The sequence below is a fragment of the Paracnuella aquatica genome, from assembly GCF_003332885.2.
Lineage (GTDB): Bacteria > Bacteroidota > Bacteroidia > Chitinophagales > Chitinophagaceae > Flavisolibacter > Flavisolibacter aquaticus.
Window position 1 is genome coordinate 645,769 of record NZ_QOWJ01000001.1, and the last position, 20,149, is coordinate 665,917.

Below are 20,149 nucleotides of genomic sequence, written 5' to 3' on the forward strand. Positions count from 1 at the left end.
TTTTGGTTTGTAGGATATTAGTTTATAAAGCGTTCCCGCTTTTTCTCGGCCGGCACACCCTGGTATATCCAGTAAGGCTCCATATCGCCGGTGGCAACCGATGCCACTGATAACACACTGTGCGATGCGCAGGTTACACCCGGACATACCACAGCTTTTGCCCCAATCCACACGCCGTCTTCCAGTTTTATTTCCTTTACAATTAGGTCGAACGTTTCCAACTTATAATTGTGGCTGCCCGTAAGCAAAAGTGCACCCTGGGAAAGGGTAACATTGTTGCCTATAAAAATGCGGGTCAGGTTGTCGATCCAAACATGCTCCCCAATCCAAACGTGATCACCAATGGTCAAAAGCCAGGGGTATTTGATGTTTACCGATGGCTTGATCACCACTCCATTGCCCACCTGGGCGCCAAAAAGCCGCAGCAAGATGCACTTTATTTTGGAGAATGGGTTGAGTGGATTGATAAAAAAGATAATATTTATGAAATACCAGATAAAAACCTTCCAGCCCGGGGCGCCGGTTTTAAACCAGACGTTGTTGTATTTTTCTAAATTTACCCGCCCCCTCGTGTTCGCTTTGGTTGCTATCATATCCACTTTCGTTTGCCCCAAAAATTTGTTTACCGCGTAAGTTGGTAGATAATAAATGAAGTGCTGGAGATCAGGGATAAAACTAAGCTGATGGTGGAAAGCCGGTTCTGCTGGTTGGAAAGTACCTTACGTGGGTTCACCAAAATTACGTCATTGGGCTCTAAAAAGAAGTTTTTAGAACTCATCGAATTCTGGTCGAGCAAGTTGATGGGATAAATTTTTGCCGATTTGCCTTCGTTGCGTACAATACGGATAGTTTCACGGTTGGCATTTTCGCTAAAACCACCGGCTTGTCCAATGGCTTCGAGCAAATTGATTTCAGGATCTGGCACGAGCACCACGCCTTGACGCAACACTTCGCCAATCACTGTAACCTGGAAGTTCATCAGTTTAATAGTAACGCTTGGGCTGCGCAGGTAGTCCGAAGATACACGCTTCAAGGTGTCCTCTGCCTGCTTCAGGGTCAAGCCGGCCAGGGTTACATTGCCAATTACAGGCAGTTCAATTTGGCCGCGAAAATCGACCAGTTTTTCGATCTGAGGGTCTTTGATGAAGTTTACCTTTTCATCGGTCAGGCTAAATATGTTTAACATCAGCCGGTCGTTCGGCCGGATCTTGTATTCTTTTTCAGAAATGGGAACTGTACGGCTTGCCTCCTGCCCTTTTGCGGTGGGGGGATTTTGTTGCAGCAAGATCATGTCTTTGGTAGACCCGCACGAATACAATCCAACAATCAGTAACAATAGGGTAATACGGCTTAAAACAGCGTTCATAACAAAGTGTTGATTATACTTTTTTAAAGGAAATGGTTTTGGTTAAACATTGGGCACTAAAGGTAATGGAAACTTGGCTAATTGGTTTCGGCCACTACTCCCTGCGCCTGGATGACGCCGGGCCTTGCGGAAGCAGCACCAGTGGCGCTTTTTGTAAACACCACCCCGCCCCGTTTGAACGAAACCGAAGTGCGGGCAACCAGCCCCATTCCAAAAAAGAATAAACCAGCAATGATCAGGAACAGCAGGTTGACATTGAGGTGTGCGGCGCCAAATGCCACCAGCACAAAACTGGTATTGGCCAGCGTGAGGCCAATGGCAATTTGCTGATGCGAACATTTTTTGCGCAGCAGCAGGTGGTGCACATGGTTTTTGTCGGGGCGGAACGGCGAATGGCCCTGCAACATCCTTATGGCAAATACCCGCAGGGTGTCCATCAGGGGAACCACCAACAAACTGAACGCAATTGCTGGTGAAGCTTTCAGTGGCAATACTTCGCTGCCCGGCGCAAAGTTGATGAAGCGGATGACGAGAATGGCCACCACCAGGCCGATGAGCATCGAGCCGCCGTCGCCCATGAATATTTTTGCCGGCTGCATATTATATATAAGAAAGGCAATGAGCCCCCCAGCCAGGGAAAATGCCAATACCGCGTTGGCAGTGCTGCCGCAAAACAGGAAATAGGCGCCCAACAGGGTGCATATTGACAGCCCCAGCAACCCAGCCAGGCCGTCGATGCCATCGATAAGGTTGCAGGCATTAATGATGAGCACAATTAAAAAATAGGAAAGCAGCACCCCGAGCCATGTTGGTATAACACCAACGCCGAGGAAACTGTACATATTAGTGATCTGCAAACCTGCCAGGTGCACCAGGATGCCGGCGGCAATTAATTGGCCCACCAGTTTTTTAAATGGTTTGATGACCATTATATCGTCCTTCAATCCCAAAAAGAAAATGACCAGCCCTGCGGTGGCATAGTATGGCAGGTGGCCGCTCTGGGCCATATCGGACGATAATAACAACGCGAAAATAAATCCGGCAAAAACCCCTACCCCACCTAAAGATGAAATAGGACGGCTGTGCACTTTTCGTTCATCGGGTTCATCGTACAGCCGTTTTGCTTTAGCGATCTTGATAATGACCGGGATGAAAAAGTATACAACAATAAAGCTTAGTGCCAGGGCAATAAGTGAAGCGTTCATTTGGTATGGTTTGTTTGCGGCCCCGTAGGTACTGGATTACTTGGGCTTGGTGCTTTTTGAAAGGGCGTATGGGTGTAGTGTTTAGGAAATCTGGCTTCGGTGCGCAGGCCTTAGATAAGGCGCCACAAACTGAAACAGCTTCCTCATGGGCTTCATGTACAGTGTAAAAAAGTATGGGCGCAGGTCGTTCATTTTCCAGGCCATGCGGTCTTCAATGTTCGCCTTAAGCCTTTTGCGCCACGAGCCATTGCTCATACCGCCTACACGCATTTTTACCAGCACTTCTTTTAAGTATGAAGTTTTGTATTGATGCTTAAACAAAATGCGCAGCATCAGTTCGTAATCGGCGGCGCTGCGCAACGAAAGGTTAAACAAACCGGTTTGCTCATACACTTCGCGGCGAACAAAAAAGGTTGGGTGCGGCGGCATCCAGCCAAAATGAAAATTGGAACGGCTGAATTTGCCGGAGCGCCAAGAACGCACCACTTTGTCGAGGTTATCAGGATCTACAAAATCCAGGTCGCCGTAGAGGGTGTCGGTTTGTTCGCGGGTGAATATTTCGGCCACATGACTCAGCACATGTGGGTGGGCATAAACGTCATCGGAATTAAGGATGCCAATAATATCGCCGGTGGCCAGTTGCACGCCTTTGTTCATGGCATCGTACAGCCCCATATCCTTTTCGGAAATGTATTTGGATACATGTTCGTAAGAACGTACAATATCAATAGTGTTGTCGGTAGAGGCGCCGTCGACAACAATATGTTCGATGTTCTCGTATTGCTGCGCCTTTACGCTTTCCAGCGTATCAGCTATTGTGTGACTGCTATTATAGGTAACCGTTATGATCGTAATACGAAGCGGACGCTGTGCAGTAACGGGCTCTTTGCGGAGCACCTTACCTGGGGCGATGGAGCCGGTAACGGTTTTCGTTTTGTTGGTGATCGAAAGATCCATTGTGCGCTTTAGTTTAAAGTTTGCGGATTAGAATATCAGTCATAGGACAGATAGACAACACGTGTTAAAACGGTGGATCTTTAGGAGGATCTGGATTATGGTGTATGCCTCATCGGGATGTGTACTACAAACCTGCAGCGATATACTGCATTAAAAAAGCAATACTTTGTTATTCGATAAGGCTGAGCAAAACGTTAATCCAGGAAAGATGGAACTTGGTTTTCTGAAAGGATGGAGGAAACGGGGTAACGGGATGTTGTTGAACTACGGAACGTAAACACAACCAATTCCGCATCGAAAATAATACTTTTTTTATAAATACCTATTTCTGCTGCATAAATTTCTTTTTTTACAATTTCTGCTGAAACACATGATGGATTTGTTCGGTGCACAAGTTCTTTCCAATGATGCATTTAATAAATCCGGACCAGATTCTTCACAAAAATATTGTCGCTAATAAAAGCATTTGTTCAATTCGTTGGTTTAGATATCGCTGTACCTAAAAAGTTTAATGATAAACGGTGATTTTTATAAATAAATATTTGCCGCTCACCTTTTTAAACATTAGAAAACGCAATACGATGCAAATGTGCTTACCTAATTTTGCAGCATATACTCATTGCACTTGAACCATTCGTTTGATCCACAAATTTTACCCGGCCTTTTTCCAACTGTTGAGCACGCCTTTCTATTTAAAAGTTGTGCCATTAACTTCCCGGTTCCAGACCCGGAAGCAATTTTCCAACAATACTCGGCAATGCGAGCAAATGGCGTTGCCGCTGAAACTGCCTACTGGTCGAGGTTGTGGCCGTCGGCTATTGGTATGTGTTATTTTTTGGAGGAACATCCGGAACTAGTAAAAAATAAAAAGATTCTTGAGTTGGGGGCTGGTCTTGGTCTTCCGTCATTGCTTGCCGCAAATCACACGTTGCACGTTGTGTGTACCGATATTCACCCCAACGCTATTTTTTGGGCAAAAAATGCAGCAATTAAAAATGAATTGGATCATATAGATCATCAGGTGGTCGACTGGAATAATATACCGGCGCATATAAAAAATGCGGATACTGTTTTATTATCGGATGGCAATTACGATCCCGCAGCGTTTAGTCAACTGCAAAATGTAATTCAAGATTTCTTACACAACGACGTGCAAATAGTGCTGGCAACACCGCAGCGGCTTGCAGCCAAAAGTTTTGTTGCAGCACTGCTCTCTTTTTGCCGCAAACATGAAACATATGATGTGGTGCTTGACGGGCAGACAACGCCAATCAGCGTTTTGCATTTTAGTGCAAATTCATAATTGAAAAATCTGTAGATCTATTGATTTTCGATATCCACTTTTTTACCCCGCCAAGCGATAGATTTAATAATTTTCCGTTTTACTTTTTACCATGAACAAATTCAAAAAAATCCTGCTGGCTTTTACGTTTGCCACAGGTACAGCAGCAGCACAGGAAGCACCTTCCTGGATCCGCTACCCTTCTATTTCACCTGATGGCAGCACCGTTGTGTTTACGTATAAAGGCGATTTGTATCGTGTGGCTGCATCAGGCGGAACGGCCGTGCCGTTGACGCTTCACGAAGCACACGATTTTATGCCGGTGTGGAGCCCCGATGGAAAGACGATTGTGTTTGCTTCCGACCGGTATGGCAACTTCGACCTGTTTCAAATGCCGGCCACTGGTGGTGCAGCAACGCGTTTAACCCATCACAGCGCCAACGAATTTCCATACAGCGTAGGGCCCACCGGGAAGGAGGTATATTTTGGCGCAGCCCGTATGGATGCCGCTGCCAACCGCCTCTACCCCACTGCCTATTTACCCGAATTATATTCTGTCCCTTTGGGCGGCGGCCGGGTGCAGCAAGTGCTGACAACGCCAGCCGAAGATGTGCAATGGAGCGCCGACGGCCGCTTCCTTGTTTACCACGATAAAAAAGGCGGCGAAAACAGCTGGCGCAAACACCAGCAGTCGGCGGTGGCCCGCGATATCTGGCAGTGGGATACACAAACCGGCCAGCATGTACAGCTCACTAAGTTTGCAGGCGAAGACCGCAATCCTATTTATTCGGGTAGCAATTCGATATATTATTTAAGCGAAGAAAGCGGCTCGTTCAATGTGTATAAAATGCCTGCTGGTGGCGGCAAGGGCGTTGCGGTAACTTCATTTACTAAACACCCGGTACGCTTTTTAACTGCTGCAAAAAATGGCACGCTTTGCTTTGGTTACAATGGAGAGATCTACACCAAAACCGAAAACGGCCAGCCGCAAAAACTATCAGTGCAAATTCCTTACGACGCTAAGATCAATCCAGAGCGGTTGCTTTCCATCGGTCGCGGTATACGCGACCTGGCAGTTTCTCCCTCCGGAAAAGAAGTAGCTTTTATTTATCGCGGCGAAGTGTTTACGGCATCGGTTGATGCAGGCACAACGAAGCGCATTACCAACACACCGCAACAGGAACGATCGGTAACATTCAGCCCTGATGGCAACCACCTGGTGTATGCATCGGAACGTGGCGATGGCTGGAAGATCATGCGTGCCACAAAAACAAGAGCGGAGGAACCGTATTTTTTCAACGCCACTTTGATCAAAGAAGATGTGTTGATTGAAAATAGCAAAGACGCTTACCAGCCGCAGTTTTCGCCAAATGGAAAAGAACTGGCCTTTGTGGAGGACCGCATGACGCTGAAAGTGTACAACCTGGCCAGCAAACAGGTGCGGACACTGTTGACTACGGCGGAACTTTTTTCAATGGGCGACAACGATCAATACTTTACATGGAGCCCCGACAGCAAATGGCTGTTATTTGAATTTACCGAACCAGGTTTTGCGCCGGGCGAAGTGGGTATGATTGCCGCCGACGGCAGCGGTAAAAAACGAAACCTTACCGAAAGCGGTTTTCCTGATTTTTCACCTAAATGGGTGGCCGGTGGTAAGATGATGATGTGGCAAAGCACCCGTGATGGTTTGCGGGCACAGGCTGCAAGTGGTGGCGGTCAGCGCGATGTTTACGGAATGTTTTTTACGCAAGAAGCCTACGACCGGTTTCGTTTGACAAAGGAAGAAGCGGCGCTATTAAAAGAAGCAGAAGAGAAAAAACAAAAAGCAGATTCTGCTAAAAAAGGTGCAAAACGGGACACCACCATTGCGATTGATTGGGACGGGCTCAACAGCCGGAAAGTGCGGCTCACACTGCATTCCGCCAACATTGCCGATGCTGAAATTTCGAAAGATGGGGAAAACTTGTATTACCTGGCACGGTTTGAAAAAGGCTACAACCTTTGGAACACCAACCTGCGCAGCAAGGAAACAAAAATGACCGTGCCGTTGGATGCGCAAAATGCACGCATCGTGTGGGATAAAGACCAGAAGTTTTTGTTTTTACTAGCTGACAATAAAATCATGAAACTTGATCCCACAACCACCAAGCCCGAAACCATTGCCATCAGTGGTGAAGTGATGTTAGATGTGGCGGCAGAGCGGGCTTTTATGCTGGATCATGTTTGGCGCAGAACACAAAAAACCTTTTATACTGCGGGTTATCACGGCGCTAACTGGGCCGCGTTGAAAGCAGACTACGAAGCATACCTGCCGCACATCAGCAACAACTACGAGTTCTCCGAAATGCTGAGCGAACTGTTGGGCGAACTAAACGTATCGCATTCGGGATCTTCCTTCAATCCGCAAGTGCCAAACGCCGATGCAACGGCTTCGCTGGGTGTGTTTTTCAACAACAATTATAAGGGCACCGGCCTGCAGATTGAAGAAGTGATTGCCGAAGGTCCGCTGCGTAAAAGTGGTTTGAACATACTACCCGGAACCATCATTGAAGCGATCGACGGTGAAGCCATTCCAAAAGATCGCGACTGGGTTTATCTGCTGAACCGCAAGGGCGGCAAAAATGTTTTGCTCAACCTAGTTGATCCAAATGGCAGTCGCCGTCAGGTGTTGGTAAAACCAATTACACCAGGCGAAGAAAGCGCATTGCTATATAAGCGCTGGGTAGAACGCAACGCCGATGAAGTGGATAAACTGAGTGGCGGCACATTGGGTTATGTGCACATCCCGGGCATGAACGACAATGCCTACCGCACCACTTACGAAGAGGTAATGGGTAAATGGGCCGGCCGCAAAGGACTGGTGGTGGATACGCGGAACAATGGCGGCGGCGACCTCGTTGCCGATCTTGCGATGTTCCTAAGCGGGCAGAAATTTTTGGATTATACTACCGACAATCGGTCGGCAGGTTTTGAGCCCAATTTCCGCTGGACCAAGCCTTCCATTGCGTTGGCCAACGAAGCCAACTACAGTGATGGTCATTGCTTTGCTTTTTCGTACCGCGATTTGAAGTTGGGTAGACTGGTAGGCATGCCGGTACCGGGCACCTGCACCTTTGCCGGCTGGGAAATGCTGCAGGATGAAACCCTGCGCTGGGGCGTACCACCGCTGGGTGTAAAAGATGTGCAGGGCCGCTACCTCGAAAACCTGCAAACCGAACCTGATATCAAGGTAAGGAACATTCAGGAGCAAGTTGCAAAAGGCAAAGACCAGCAACTAGAAACGGCAGTAGCAGAACTGATTAAAGAAGTGAAATAGTTTTTGATATCAAATCGTTCAATCCACCAAATATCTGCACTTCATTTCGTTCTAGGCTTTGTCGTGCTGAGCGCAGCGAAGCATCTGAACTGAACGGAATCAGAACGCTAGCATAGAAGAGCATTGTTTTAAAAAATCAATATCCTTTCGCTTGAAATTAGCAGAGGCCCTGGCAACAAGCCGGGGCCTTTTTTCAATCGTAAAACATTCGGCTAACCAAACCCGTTAGTAATCTGCAAAATGCTTTAAATCCCAGATTGGATGAAGTAGCTCAAATCCCAGTCAAGCGCATTCTTTGTCGGAACAAATACAGATTACCCATCATGCCGTTGACACAACGTGTTTTTAAACCACTAAGCGCCGAAAACATAAAACTAGCTTTTTGAACAAACTTCTACGCTTTGCGCTTATTCCAAAATTTTTTTTAAGAAAAACGCATTATTTTTAGCCGGTATTCAAAAATGCTGTTCATGAACAAACCAATTCTGGTTATTAAAATCGGGTCTGCGGTGATCACCAACAGCAATGGATACATTGACGAGGCAGTGATTGAACGACTTGCTGGAGAAGTCGCCGTGCTGCACGGGCAATACAATGTAGTGCTGGTTTCCAGCGGCGCCGTGGGTTCCGGCAAACAGTTTTTTAAAAAATACCGTGGCACCCTGGTGGAACGTAAAGCCGCCGCCGCCGTGGGCAATCCCATTTTGATCCGCCTGTATCACCAGTATTTTCAGCCACACGGACTAACGGTGGCACAGGCACTTTGCGAACGCCACCATTTTTCCAATCGCCAACAGTTTTTGCAGCTCAAAGAAACCTTTGCGGAGTTTTGGTGCAACGATGTTTTGCCGGTCGTTAATGAAAACGACTTGGTGAGCAATGTCGAACTGAAGTTCAGCGACAACGACGAACTGGCAACGCTTTTAGCACTTGGGTTTGATGCATCGGCTTTGATCATTTGCACTTCGGTGGGTGGCTTTCTCGACGATAAGAAAACAGTTATTCCATTGGTTGAAAAGATCGATGATGGCTTGCTTGGTTTTATTTCCACCGACAAAAGCAGCCTAGGCCTGGGCGGCATGTTATCCAAGATCACATTTACCCGCCTTGCCACTTCATTGGGTATTAAAGTGATCATCACCGGTTTGAAGGAACCGGATGCATTACGACAGTCTTTAGCGGGCAACTGCGGCACTACTTTTTTGCCGCAGCGCTCCGACCTGAAAGCAAGACAACGCTGGCTGGCCAGTGGTTCCATTACACTCGGTGGAATCCAGGTTGATAGCGGCGCGGCTAAAGCATTGTTGCTGCGCAAAAGCCTGCTGGCAGTGGGCATTCAGCATATTAAAGGTTCTTTCGCGGCCGGGGAAGTAGTGCAATTAGTCGATGAATCGGGAACCATCATTGGCGTGGCAAAAGTAAAAATGGACGCAGCGGAAATTGCCCGCCATAAAACAGAGAAAAATGCGGTGGCCGCACATGCCGACGATATCGTTTTATTTTAATAACGAGCCAACACCATGTTGCAAAAAGCAGAACAAGCCATCATAAAAACGCATAAGGCCGGCGCCAGTTTACGGGCTGCATCAGAAGCGCAGATCAAACAAAGTTTGCTGCGGCTGGCCGAACTGCTGGAGCAAGAAACTCCTGCATTGCTGCGGGCTAATAAAAAAGACGTGGCGCAGCAAAAAAGCGACGACCCGCGTACCGACCGCCTGTTGCTTAATGATCAGCGCATCAATGCCATTGCTGCGGCCGTTCGGCAGATCAGCACATTGCCCGATCCGTCGAACAGGATCTTGGAAGGCCGCAAACTGGCCAATGGTTTGTTGCTGCAAAAATGGGCGGTGCCGCTGGGCGTGGTGGGCGCCATTTATGAATCGAGGCCCAACGTCACTTTTGACATTGCAGCGTTATGCCTTCGCAGCCGCAACGCCTGTGTGCTCAAAGGCAGCCGTGAAGCGGAAGCCACGAACAAAGCGGCTTTGAAAATCATTCAACAGGCATTGCGTGAAAACAGCATTGACCCCAATTGCGTAACACTGCTGCCATCCGACCGCGAGGTAGTGAGTGCACTATTTTCGGCTACCCGTTACGTTGATGTATTGATTCCCCGCGGCTCTGAAAGCCTGATCAATTATGTGCGGCAAAACAGTTTGGTGCCGGTAATTGAAACCGGCGCTGGTGTTTGCCATATTTATGTGCATGAAGCTGCGGACGTAAAGAAAGCAGTGAACATCGTTGTCAATGCAAAAACAAGCAGGCCTTCGGTTTGCAACGCGGTGGATACAATTTTAGTAGACAAAACGATAGCGCCACAGTTTTTACAACAGCTTGCCGCAACATTTGCAACAGCCGGCGTCACAATCTTTGCGAATGCTGCTGCACATAAATTGCTGCGCAGTTATCCGCACCTGGAAAAGGCATCTGCTGAAGATTTTGGTCGCGAATTTTTGAGCATGAAATGCGCTATTAAAGTTGTGCATGGTTTGGACGCAGCGCTGGCACATATTGCGGAATATTCCACCCGCCATTCGGAAGCTATAGTTTCGAAAGATAAAGCAGCCTGCCAGCGGTTTGTGCAGGAAGTGGATGCGGCAGCTGTCTACACCAACGCCTCAACGCGGTTTACGGACGGTGAGGAATTTGGATTGGGCGCCGAGATCGGTATTTCCACCCAAAAACTGCATGCCCGTGGCCCGTTTGCACTGGAAAAACTAGTCACTGAAAAATGGGTCATCACCGGCAATGGACAGGTTCGGTAGTGCTTTTTAGCATTGATAAAGAGCCAGCAGAATTATACTATACAAAGAATCAAACATTAATTATTTTTCCATCCCAAATAAAGCGCAATGAACGGCAAATCGGCACTGGATGAAATTGACCGGAAAATTTTGAACGAACTGACCGGGGATGCTGAAAAACCTTACTCCCAAATCGCGAAGTCGCTGGATGTGTCGAACACGATGATCCACCAGCGGATTGCCCGGATGAAGCAACTCGGAGTGATCGAACACACCGAGATCAAGCTCAATGAAAAAATACTGGGCTACGGATCTTCTGCATTTACCGGTATTATTTTAAAAGAAGTCGCCAACACTGCCCGGGTCATTGAGGCGCTGCAAAAAGTGCCGGAAGTGGTGGAATGCTATTTTGTTTCGGGTGCTTACAACCTGTTTGTGAAAATCATTGCGCAAAACAACGACCACCTCATGCATGTGCTGTACGATAAGATCGACAGCATCAAAGGCATTGTCCGCACCGAAACACTGATCAATTTCCGTACAGTGATCAAAAGGGGGTGCCCAATCCCGGAGGAATAGTCGGCTATATGCTGTTTAAAAAATTTTACGGCAGCTATTAAAATCTAGTGCTGACGATCATTTTGTTCGCTTTCCCTTTCGTTTCCTGTTTCATTTGGTTTTTTCAAAGGCGCCACGCGATATTTGCGCATCGCATAACTCAGCCATTGCCACTTTAAAGCAAAGCATTAAACAAGCTCATCTAGGCGTCACATCGGTTGGCCATGGAGGTTAGTATGATGTTTGTTTGTACTGGCATAAAGGGGCTGTTGCGGCCTCACTTTTCTACATATCCAACAAATTATGACACTGATAGCCGACTTATCCATTTTTGCCGACCCGGCAGTCTTAACATCCCTGGTCACCCTTACCGTGCTGGAGATCATTCTCGGCGTGGACAACATTATTTTCATATCTATTGTTTCAAACAAGCTGCCCGCGGAGCAACAGCCGCGGGCCCGCACCTTGGGTCTCATCATTGCCATGGCATTCCGCATTATGCTGCTGCTGGCCATTTCCTGGATCATCAGCCTTACCGAGCCGGTATTTACCATTGGCTTTATTAAAAATGAGGCAGGCGAAGGGCTGGGCATCAGCTGGAAGGACCTCATCCTCATTGCCGGTGGTATTTTCCTCGTGTTTAAAAGCACATTGGAAATTCACCACAAAATGAAACGTCATGACCCCGGCGCACCCAAAAAAGCACCCTCTTCGTTCAGTGCCGTTATTTTCCAGATTGTGCTGGTGGACGCCGTGTTTTCATTTGACTCCATTTTAACCGCCGTTGGTCTTGTTGAAGAAGTGCTGGTAATGATCGTAGCCGTGGTTATTTCCATGACCATCATGATCTTTTTCGCCGGCCCCATCAGCCGGTTCATTAACAAGCAACCAACGCTGCAGATACTTGCGCTGGCATTCCTCATCATGATTGGAGTGATGCTGGTTGCGGAAGGTTTCCACGAAGAAATCAACAAGGCATATATCTATTCGGCCATCGCGTTTAGCTTGGTGGTGGAATTGATCAACATGCGGCTGCGCAAAAATTCGGAAACGGTGCAGCTCAACAACGAAGAGCTTTAATTGTTATGCTGTTAGCCGGTTTGGATAAGGCCGTTTAATAAATCGTACATGAGGATTGAGATTATTTCGGGGAGCCCGCGGCAAAACAGCACCACGCTGCGGGTTGCCCTTTATTTGCAATGGCTTTTTTCCGAATCGGGCAACGATGCCGGGCTGATTGACCTGAGGGAACACCATTTGCCACCGATGGAACAAGTGTATTTTAGCCCGGAAGAAGCGCCGGAAAAACACCGTGAACTGGCCACCCGCATGTTTGCTGCTGATGCGTTTATTATTGTTACGCCAGAGTACAACGGCAGCTATGCGCCAGCCATGCAAAACCTGTTCGATCATTTTCCCAAACAGCAGCACAAAGCCTTTGGACTAGTAACGGCTTCGCCGGGTGCATTGGGCGGCATCCGTGCAGCAATGAAGCTGCAATTGTTTGTCCTGGCGCTGTTTGGCGTCCCCTCTCCTTTTATGCTCATTGTGCCAGGCGTTGATAAAAAGTTTGACGCAAAAGGCATTTTGATCGACGCGGCTTTTCAAAAAAATATTGATGTGTTCAAACAGGAATTCCTTTGGTTGGCCGGCCGGATGGCTGCAGCCACAACGCCTGTTTAATGCGTTTGAAAACATAACCCTATAAAATCATTTTGCATGGAAGTGGTATTGCACAAATCAACAACCCGTGGCCACGCTAATCATGGTTGGCTCGACTCGTGGCATACCTTTTCCTTCGGCACTTACCACGATGCGAGCCGCATGCATTTTGGCGCCCTGCGGGTATTGAACGATGACACGGTAATGGGCGGGGCGGGTTTCGGTCGCCACGCACATGATAATATGGAAATCATTTCCATCCCGCTGGAAGGCGAGCTGGAACATGCCGACAGCATGGGCAATGTGCAACGCATTGTAAAAGGCGATGTGCAGGTAATGAGCGCCGGCACTGGCATCATGCATTCTGAAAAAAATGCTAGTCCGCACCTGCCCGTGCGTTTTTTGCAGATATGGGTCATTCCCAATAAAAAAGAGGTGGCGCCGCGCTATGCACAACAGGCCTTTGGCGATACGCAACTGCACAATAAGCTCGCAACAGTTGTATCACCAATGGGCTCATCCGAAGGCGTGAATATTTACCAGGATGCGTGGTTTAGCCTTGGCATGCTGGATGCAGGAACAGCCGTTAGCTACAATTTAAAAGGCACCGCAAATCGAGTGTATGTTTTTTTGATTGAAGGCGATATTACCGTAAACGAAATTGTACTGAACCGGCGTGATGGTTTGGGCATCACGGATGTAGATAACTTGGAGATAGTTGCCAACAAAGCTGCCGAAGTGTTGCTGATGGAAGTACCAGTTTAAGGCTTTTGTTGCGCCATTCCGCTGACTTTAATCAAGTACAAATGGCCGATGAGTCAGCCAAATGCTGGGCAAAAAAGGGGTGCTTTATAGAAGCACTAAAACTTAAACCCATGGTAGGCACTGTTCCCATCCCGAAACTGCACCTCGAATACCGCCTTTGGATTGCAGAACTCCAGTTTGCCAAAGAAGAAATCCGCATTTTTGAACACCATCTCGAAGAGTTGGTCAGCAAAAACTTTTTAATTGAAGTAACTGCGCAGGTGGAGCAATTTCAAAACCGGTTTATCCGCGAAAAAGAAGTGATCGATACACTGCGGCACGACCTGCACGGCGCCGAAGTACAACTGGTGGCATTTGTAAAAAAACTAAGCGGCATGGGCCTCGAAAGCATCCGGATGGATAACCATTCCAAGCTACGCGACCAAATGAACACGTTCCGCAAATTATATAGCGAACTCAAGCAGGAATTCCGCAGGTTTGAAGCAGCGTGGTATTAGGTATAAATAATGATTTTGCGATTGCTCCGGAAAATGAGCGGAGCAATCATTCTGAGCGGAAATTCTTCAACAATACCGCTTTGCCTATCTATGATGAAAGCGGTTACACATTGCTGTCATTTTTTAATAGTGATTGGAATTGTTTCCGGCGATATATCTCATCAACATTCGTTAGTCTTTTAACCGACATCGCGCCGGCACAAAAAAGCTGTTGGTCGCCCGGTTAAATTCCTGATTTCTAACCCGTTGTTTTCTTTTCGTTGGTTTGCGTTTAACTTGCCGCAAAATTTGAAGTATGCGGATCACCCTGTTCCTACTATGCTCCCTTTTTCTTTCCGGTACGGTGATAGGCCAAAAAATCTCCATCATTCCGAAACCAGCCTCAATCACTACCGCTACCGGCACTTTTAAACTGACCGCTGCCACCAAGTTGGTGGTGCCGAACGATGCCGACCTGAATGCTGCCCGTTTTTTAAACGATTACCTGCAGCAGTACCTCGGTTTTCAATTGCCGGTTACCAAACAGCGCGGGGCCAACAGCATTGTGCTGAGCACCCGCCAGCATATTGCAGCACCGGGCAATGATGGCTATGCGTTTACTAGCGGCCCAACCGGCATCACCGTTGATGGTGAAACCGGAGCCGGAACATTTTACGGTGTGCAAACCTTGATTCAATTGTTGCCTGCGAATGCCGCACCGGGAATGCAGTCGGTAGCCATTCCTGCCGTTCGCATCAGCGATGCGCCCCGCTTTCAATACCGCGGCATGCACCTCGATGTTACACGGCATATGTTCCCGCTGTCGTTCATAAAAAAATACATTGACTACTTGGCGCTGCATAAAATGAACTATTTCCACTGGCATCTTACTGATGACCAGGGATGGCGCATTGAAATTAAAAAATATCCCCAGCTTACAAGTGTTGGCGGTTGGCGTGACGGCACCATCATTGGCCGCTATCCCGGTACCGGCAACGACAACCAGCGCTATGGTGGATTTTACACGCAGGAAGAGGTAAAGGAAGTGGTGAAATATGCCGCCGACCGCTTCATCACTGTAGTGCCCGAAATAGAGATGCCCGGTCATGCCTCTGCGGCTATTGCCGCATTTCCGTGGCTAAGCTGTTTCCCTGAAAAAGAAACCGAAATACCACACCACCCTTCTGCAGCGAGCAAGGCAAAAGGAGGAAAAAAAGTGCAGGAAACATTTGGCGTGTTTGAAGATATATTCTGCGCCGGCAAAGACAGCACGTTCCTGTTTTTGCAGGATGTTGTAGACGAGGTAGTTCCGCTTTTCCCATCAAAATATTTTCATGTGGGGGGCGATGAAGCACCAAAAGAACATTGGGCCCAATGTCCCAAGTGCCAGGCCCGCATTAAAGCCGAAGGCTTGAAAGACGAACATGGTCTGCAGAGTTACCTGATCCAGCGCATGGAAAAATACCTGAACGCAAAAGGCAAAACCATCATTGGTTGGGATGAGATCTTGGAAGGTGGCTTGGCGCCCAACGCTATTGTAATGAGTTGGCGTGGTGAGGCCGGCGGTATTGCTGCTGCAAAGGACAAACACCAGGTGATCATGACGCCGGGCAGCCATGTGTACTTCGACCACAGCCAGTCTGGCGATGAAGATTCAGTAACCATTGGTGGGTTTACGCCTATTGAGAAAGTGTACAGCTACGAGCCGGTACCGAAAGAATTAAATGAAGCGCAAGCCAAATTTGTTTTGGGTGCACAAGCCAACCTGTGGACGGAATACATCCGCTATCCGCAAAAGGTGGAGTACATGGTGTTTCCGCGAATTGGTGCACTGAGCGAAGTGCTGTGGAGCCCTAAAGCCGGAAGAAGCTGGCCTGAGTTTGAGCAGCGTTTGCAAACACAATTCACACGGTATAATACATGGGGTGTAAACTGGAGCAAGGCTTACTTTGACATTGCTGCAACCGTGCAGCCTGCGCAGGGTAATAAAGGCTTGCAGGTAAAACTTGCATCAAAAGATAAAACAGGCAAATTGACCTATGGCATCAGCGGAGTGCATTTTGCTAAAAACTACACCGCGCCAATTGTGGTAAACCAAACATCGGCAATAACGGCCTTGTATAGCCGAAATGGCCAAGTGATGGATTCTGTTTCCGTGAACCTGATGTTCAACAAAGCCACCGGTAAAAAAGTAACCATCAACCCGCCTCCTGCTCCCAACTATCCCGGCGACGGCGCGTTCACACTGGTGAATGGCATCATTAATAACAAAGGCATGACCCGCAGTGCCGAATTCATTGGGTACAACGGCAAGCCCGTAACAATTGTAATTGACCTGGGTAGCGTACAGCCACTGGAAATGGTGGCAGCCCATGCACTTTCTGCCGGTGGCAGTTGGGTGCATCCGCCGCAGGAAATGGAAGTTTCCCTCTCTACCGACGGTACCAGTTACAAACGTATGGGTACAGCAAGAGAGTTTAAAGGGGTAACCCCGCAAAAGGGAATGCTGGAAGTGGTTGCGGAAGGACAGCGCGGCAGGTTTGTAAAACTTGTGCTGAAACCATTGGAGAAAATTCCTGCGAACCTGCCCGGTGCCGGCAATGCAGCATGGATGTTTTTGGATGAAATTGAAGTGCGTTAATTGCGTTGATTGGATTGCACAATTGCAATGCATCCATCAAACATCATTGCAATGCAATGACTTAATAGGAATCTTTTAAAAATTTTTTTAAAAACTGTTGGTAGAAAACATAGAGCGCTCTATATTTGCACTCCGCTAAACGCAGTAATGCGGTGCGAAAAATAGAAAAAAGTCTTCAAAATACTGGCTGCGTAGCTCAACTGAATAGAGCATCTGACTACGGATCAGAAGGTTTCAGGTTTGAATCCTGACGCGGTCACTACCAACACAAATAAGGCCTTGTAAGTTAAAACTTGCAGGGCTTTTTTGTTGGTGTAGACATTACTCTTCATCCAATTTATACGAATATAAAAATCGTTTTGCCCTGCGGAGTACGTCATGCCGAACTCGTCTCGGCACCCCCTCGCATTAGGGAAATTTTGTAGGCTAACTTCCGAACATCTGCTTCTTTAATTGCCGCTTTTTATTTCATTGGAGATGCCAAAAAAAGGTCGGCATGACAACTCTGTTTTTAAAAAACACAAATTCATTTCAGATTCTTTCACTTTCTTTTTTAGCAGAGTTACAATTCGTGGAACCGTACACTTTCAATCCAAACAAGTACTCATGCTCATCGCAACAATTTTTTTAACCATTTATAGCCGCCGCATCGGGCTACCTTTGCGGCGAAATGAATACAAGGAATTTTGCACAAGACACAATGAGCGATTTAAAATTGCATCGGTTGAGTGAAATCACTGCAAATGGCTTTGATGCATTGCTCTATGATTGCGATGGAACCCTTGCCGACAACATGCATTTACACAAAGCTGCATTTGTGCAAACGGCCCGGCAACATGGATTTGAGCTGGACCCGTCGATACTGGATGAAATGGCCGGTGTACCAACTGTTGGTGTTGCTGAAGAAATTTTGCAGCGCTACGCTGTTTCATTTGATCCAGTGCTTTTTGCACAGCAAAAATCGCAAACTTTTGTTGATGAATATTTGCCCCAAACCAAGCCGCTGGATTTTGTGTTGGAGCACTTAAAATTAAACGCAGGTAAAAAGCGCGTCGCTGTTGTTTCCGGTGGCAGAAAAAGTACCGTTTCAAAAACTTTGGCGCTGCTCCAAATCGATCACCTCGTGGAGGTACTGGTTTGCGCCGAAGACACATTACGCGGCAAGCCATTCCCTGATCCGTTCCTGCTTGCAGCAAACACATTGGGCGTTGCTCCGGAGCGCTGTATGGTATTCGAAGACGGCAATCCCGGCGTAGCCGCTGCAAAAGCAGCCGGAATGAGCTGGGTGCGGGTGGATCAAATAAGTGGTGAGCAATAATAAAAAAGACCTGCACTACGCAGGTCAATTCAACTTGTTTGCAGTTATTTCGATCAACGCGTAGCTAATTTGAACCTGGTTCTTAAGCAAATTTTCACAGCACAAGAGTAGTTGCAGGTCCATTTCATACGCCACCACTAGTCCTAAATTCAAACACAAGAGTTTCTGCAAAAATTCGACGAAGACGCTTTGCCCATTAGGCACGTTTTCTTTTCGTTCCCACCGTAGGCATACTGGCCACTTCCTGCAACAGATTGTTGATATGTGTTTTCACATTGCGGGTGCTCCAGGTGCCGTCAAACGATTTGTTGTTGATGAAAAAATGGGGAACATCACGAACGCCCATCTTCAGGCCTTCCTGCAAATCGCCCTGCACCTGCCAGCCATACGTGCCATTCATCAGGTCTTCCAAAAAACGCTTGCCGGTAACGCCCACTTCACGGGCATAGCTTTTCAGTGAAATGATGCCGAGGTTGCGGCGATTGGCAAAAAGCGCCTGGTGCATTTCCCAAAATTTGCCTTCCTGTCCCGCAGCCACTGCGGCTTCCGCGGCCTTGTGGGCACGCTGGTGCACTTTTGTAAGCGGGAAATGGCGGAACACAAAATTCACTTGTCCTTCGTAATACTCAAGCAGCTCTTTCACCACCTCATTGGCTTGCATGCACGCTTCGCTTTCATAGTCGCCAAATTCCATAATAGTTACTGGTGCATTGGGGTTGCCCACAACTATATCGCGTGGTTCTATTATTTCGGGTATATCTTTTACGTTTCTCATTGTTTGTATAAAATAGCATTAAGGAAAAGGGCTCAAAGATCAGCAGTTAAATACTTCCAAAATCTTAAACTGTGTGCATCCACTACAAACAACATTTCCTACCTGCAATAGTTTTCCAGACCTAAAATATCTTTGCACACAGCTATCCATCTAATCCTTGCACAAATAATAATGCCGCCTGATCTTATCGCCCCACTCCTAATTTTTTAGTGGTTCCAGACACCAAATTTTCCCTGTTGGTAATCAACAAATGCCTTCCTAATTTCTTCTTGTGTATTCATTACAAAAGGGCCATGTGCAGCAATAGGTTCCTTGTTTGGCATCGCATGTCCAATGAGCACTAAAGCATCTTCTGATGCCTGCACTTGTATCACAGTGCCCTCAGCATTGAACACAACCAGGTCATTGGCTTCTGCCTCCGAGCCATTCACCGAAAGCTTTCCACGGATCACATAAAACAACACGTTGCGATCGGCGCCTACCGTCAACGACCACGATGCATTCTTTTGCAGCGCAACCGTTGCCAGTTGTACATCCGAAAGCGATTGCAGCGCACCTTTTTGATCGGCCCAGGTGCCCGATACCGCATCGATCTGCACACCATTTTCCAAAACAATATGCGGGATCTCGGGATGTTGCAAACCCGTATACGCCGGCGGCGTGCCTTTCAAACGTGCAGGCAGGTTTACCCACAGCTGCAATATTTCCACAGGTCCGCCTGATGCTTTAAATTCTTCGGATGAAGTTTCGGAATGAATAATGCCCGCCCCTGCAGTCATCCACTGAATGCCGCCAGCTTTGATGTTGCTGTTGAAACCGGTGCTATCCTGGTGAACGAGGTCGCCGGTTACAATAATGGTCACCGTCTCAAAGCCTTTGTGCGGGTGTGGACCAAAAGGCAGGCCCGCATTATTTGGAGGATAGACTTGTGGGCCATGGTGGTTCAGGAAAATAAACGGGTCCATCATGTCCATCGTTACGTTGCGGGACGGCATTACCCGGTAGGTATCCAGCCTATCGTAATCGGTGTAGCCTGCACGGTATATGGCATTGACGGGTTTTTGTATGCTCATTGGTTACA

General features: G+C 47.6%; 17 protein-coding genes and 1 tRNA gene. 12 read left to right on the forward strand and 6 right to left on the reverse strand.

Features of this window, described 5'->3' with window-relative positions:
- Positions 1–17: 17 nt before the first annotated feature.
- The 4 genes from DRJ53_RS02805 to DRJ53_RS02820 form a co-directional block, all read right to left on the reverse strand.
- Complete coding sequence (locus DRJ53_RS02805) at positions 18–593, reverse strand: WcaF family extracellular polysaccharide biosynthesis acetyltransferase (protein WP_114234041.1); 576 nt, start codon at positions 591–593, stop codon at positions 18–20.
- A 29-nt stretch (positions 594–622) separates the two neighbouring features.
- A complete protein-coding gene (locus DRJ53_RS02810) occupies positions 623–1,366 on the reverse strand; it encodes a polysaccharide biosynthesis/export family protein (protein WP_114234042.1) in 744 nt (247 codons plus the stop codon).
- A gap of 77 nt (positions 1,367–1,443) precedes the next feature.
- Positions 1,444–2,571, reverse strand: a complete 1,128-nt coding sequence (locus DRJ53_RS02815) for a glycosyltransferase family 4 protein (protein ID WP_114234043.1) — start codon at positions 2,569–2,571, stop codon at positions 1,444–1,446.
- An 81-nt stretch (positions 2,572–2,652) separates the two neighbouring features.
- Positions 2,653–3,528: a glycosyltransferase family 2 protein gene (locus DRJ53_RS02820; protein WP_114234044.1), complete on the reverse strand. Its 876-nt coding sequence runs from the start codon at positions 3,526–3,528 to the stop codon at positions 2,653–2,655.
- 625 nt (positions 3,529–4,153) lie between these two features.
- On the opposite strand from DRJ53_RS02820, the gene DRJ53_RS02830 reads away from it, so the two are divergent.
- From DRJ53_RS02830 to DRJ53_RS02885, 12 genes are all read left to right on the forward strand, one after another.
- Positions 4,154–4,831, forward strand: coding sequence for a class I SAM-dependent methyltransferase (locus DRJ53_RS02830; protein ID WP_114234046.1), 678 nt, complete (start codon positions 4,154–4,156; stop codon positions 4,829–4,831).
- Between the two features lie 91 nt (positions 4,832–4,922).
- Positions 4,923–8,129 carry a S41 family peptidase gene (locus DRJ53_RS02835; protein ID WP_114234047.1) on the forward strand — a complete coding sequence of 1,069 codons (3,207 nt, stop codon included), beginning with the start codon at positions 4,923–4,925 and terminating at the stop codon, positions 8,127–8,129.
- Between the two features lie 470 nt (positions 8,130–8,599).
- Positions 8,600–9,634 carry a glutamate 5-kinase gene (gene proB, locus DRJ53_RS02840; protein ID WP_114234430.1) on the forward strand — a complete coding sequence of 345 codons (1,035 nt, stop codon included), beginning with the start codon at positions 8,600–8,602 and terminating at the stop codon, positions 9,632–9,634.
- 15 nt (positions 9,635–9,649) lie between these two features.
- Complete coding sequence (locus DRJ53_RS02845) at positions 9,650–10,894, forward strand: glutamate-5-semialdehyde dehydrogenase (RefSeq protein ID WP_114234048.1); 1,245 nt, start codon at positions 9,650–9,652, stop codon at positions 10,892–10,894.
- Between the two features lie 87 nt (positions 10,895–10,981).
- On the forward strand, positions 10,982–11,452 hold the full coding sequence (locus DRJ53_RS02850) for an Lrp/AsnC ligand binding domain-containing protein (protein ID WP_114234049.1): 471 nt from the start codon (positions 10,982–10,984) through the stop codon (positions 11,450–11,452).
- 282 nt (positions 11,453–11,734) lie between these two features.
- Positions 11,735–12,511 (forward strand): TerC family protein, encoded by a 777-nt coding sequence (locus tag DRJ53_RS02855; RefSeq protein ID WP_114234050.1) that lies wholly within the window; start codon positions 11,735–11,737, stop codon positions 12,509–12,511.
- A gap of 48 nt (positions 12,512–12,559) precedes the next feature.
- Positions 12,560–13,114, forward strand: a complete 555-nt coding sequence (locus tag DRJ53_RS02860; RefSeq protein WP_114234051.1) for an NADPH-dependent FMN reductase — start codon at positions 12,560–12,562, stop codon at positions 13,112–13,114.
- Positions 13,115–13,150: 36 nt separating this feature from the next.
- Positions 13,151–13,858 carry a pirin family protein gene (locus DRJ53_RS02865; RefSeq protein ID WP_114234052.1) on the forward strand — a complete coding sequence of 236 codons (708 nt, stop codon included), beginning with the start codon at positions 13,151–13,153 and terminating at the stop codon, positions 13,856–13,858.
- Between the two features lie 110 nt (positions 13,859–13,968).
- Positions 13,969–14,355 carry a hypothetical protein gene (locus DRJ53_RS02870; RefSeq protein WP_123893322.1) on the forward strand — a complete coding sequence of 129 codons (387 nt, stop codon included), beginning with the start codon at positions 13,969–13,971 and terminating at the stop codon, positions 14,353–14,355.
- A gap of 295 nt (positions 14,356–14,650) precedes the next feature.
- Entirely contained in the window at positions 14,651–16,975 is a 2,325-nt protein-coding gene (locus DRJ53_RS02875) for a beta-N-acetylhexosaminidase (protein ID WP_114234054.1), read from the forward strand.
- Between the two features lie 185 nt (positions 16,976–17,160).
- Positions 17,161–17,234 (forward strand) — tRNA-Arg (locus DRJ53_RS02880).
- A 465-nt stretch (positions 17,235–17,699) separates the two neighbouring features.
- Positions 17,700–18,293, forward strand: coding sequence for an HAD family hydrolase (locus tag DRJ53_RS02885; protein WP_241558435.1), 594 nt, complete (start codon positions 17,700–17,702; stop codon positions 18,291–18,293).
- A gap of 196 nt (positions 18,294–18,489) precedes the next feature.
- On the opposite strand, the gene DRJ53_RS02890 is transcribed toward DRJ53_RS02885, so the two are convergent.
- Positions 18,490–19,068, reverse strand: a complete 579-nt coding sequence (locus tag DRJ53_RS02890) for a DsbA family protein (RefSeq protein WP_114234056.1) — start codon at positions 19,066–19,068, stop codon at positions 18,490–18,492.
- A gap of 206 nt (positions 19,069–19,274) precedes the next feature.
- Positions 19,275–20,141, reverse strand: a complete 867-nt coding sequence (locus DRJ53_RS02895; RefSeq protein ID WP_114234057.1) for a pirin family protein — start codon at positions 20,139–20,141, stop codon at positions 19,275–19,277.
- Between the last annotated feature and the right edge of the window lie 8 nt (positions 20,142–20,149).

Excerpts from the sequence above, each read along its gene's own strand:
- DRJ53_RS02820 (WP_114234044.1), bottom strand. The coding sequence starts at position 3,528 with ATGGATCTTTCGATCACCAACAAAACGAAAACCGTTACCGGCTCCATC.
- proB (WP_114234430.1), top strand. The coding sequence starts at position 8,600 with ATGAACAAACCAATTCTGGTTATTAAAATCGGGTCTGCGGTGATCACC.
- DRJ53_RS02865 (WP_114234052.1), top strand. The coding sequence starts at position 13,151 with ATGGAAGTGGTATTGCACAAATCAACAACCCGTGGCCACGCTAATCAT.
- DRJ53_RS02845 (WP_114234048.1), top strand. The coding sequence starts at position 9,650 with ATGTTGCAAAAAGCAGAACAAGCCATCATAAAAACGCATAAGGCCGGC.
- DRJ53_RS02890 (WP_114234056.1), bottom strand. The coding sequence starts at position 19,068 with ATGAGAAACGTAAAAGATATACCCGAAATAATAGAACCACGCGATATA.
- DRJ53_RS02805 (WP_114234041.1), bottom strand. The coding sequence starts at position 593 with ATGATAGCAACCAAAGCGAACACGAGGGGGCGGGTAAATTTAGAAAAA.
- DRJ53_RS02855 (WP_114234050.1), top strand. The coding sequence starts at position 11,735 with ATGACACTGATAGCCGACTTATCCATTTTTGCCGACCCGGCAGTCTTA.
- DRJ53_RS02815 (WP_114234043.1), bottom strand. The coding sequence starts at position 2,571 with ATGAACGCTTCACTTATTGCCCTGGCACTAAGCTTTATTGTTGTATAC.
- DRJ53_RS02835 (WP_114234047.1), top strand. The coding sequence starts at position 4,923 with ATGAACAAATTCAAAAAAATCCTGCTGGCTTTTACGTTTGCCACAGGT.
- DRJ53_RS02875 (WP_114234054.1), top strand. The coding sequence starts at position 14,651 with ATGCGGATCACCCTGTTCCTACTATGCTCCCTTTTTCTTTCCGGTACG.
- DRJ53_RS02850 (WP_114234049.1), top strand. The coding sequence starts at position 10,982 with ATGAACGGCAAATCGGCACTGGATGAAATTGACCGGAAAATTTTGAAC.
- DRJ53_RS02895 (WP_114234057.1), bottom strand. The coding sequence starts at position 20,141 with ATGAGCATACAAAAACCCGTCAATGCCATATACCGTGCAGGCTACACC.
- DRJ53_RS02860 (WP_114234051.1), top strand. The coding sequence starts at position 12,560 with ATGAGGATTGAGATTATTTCGGGGAGCCCGCGGCAAAACAGCACCACG.
- DRJ53_RS02810 (WP_114234042.1), bottom strand. The coding sequence starts at position 1,366 with ATGAACGCTGTTTTAAGCCGTATTACCCTATTGTTACTGATTGTTGGA.
- DRJ53_RS02870 (WP_123893322.1), top strand. The coding sequence starts at position 13,969 with ATGGTAGGCACTGTTCCCATCCCGAAACTGCACCTCGAATACCGCCTT.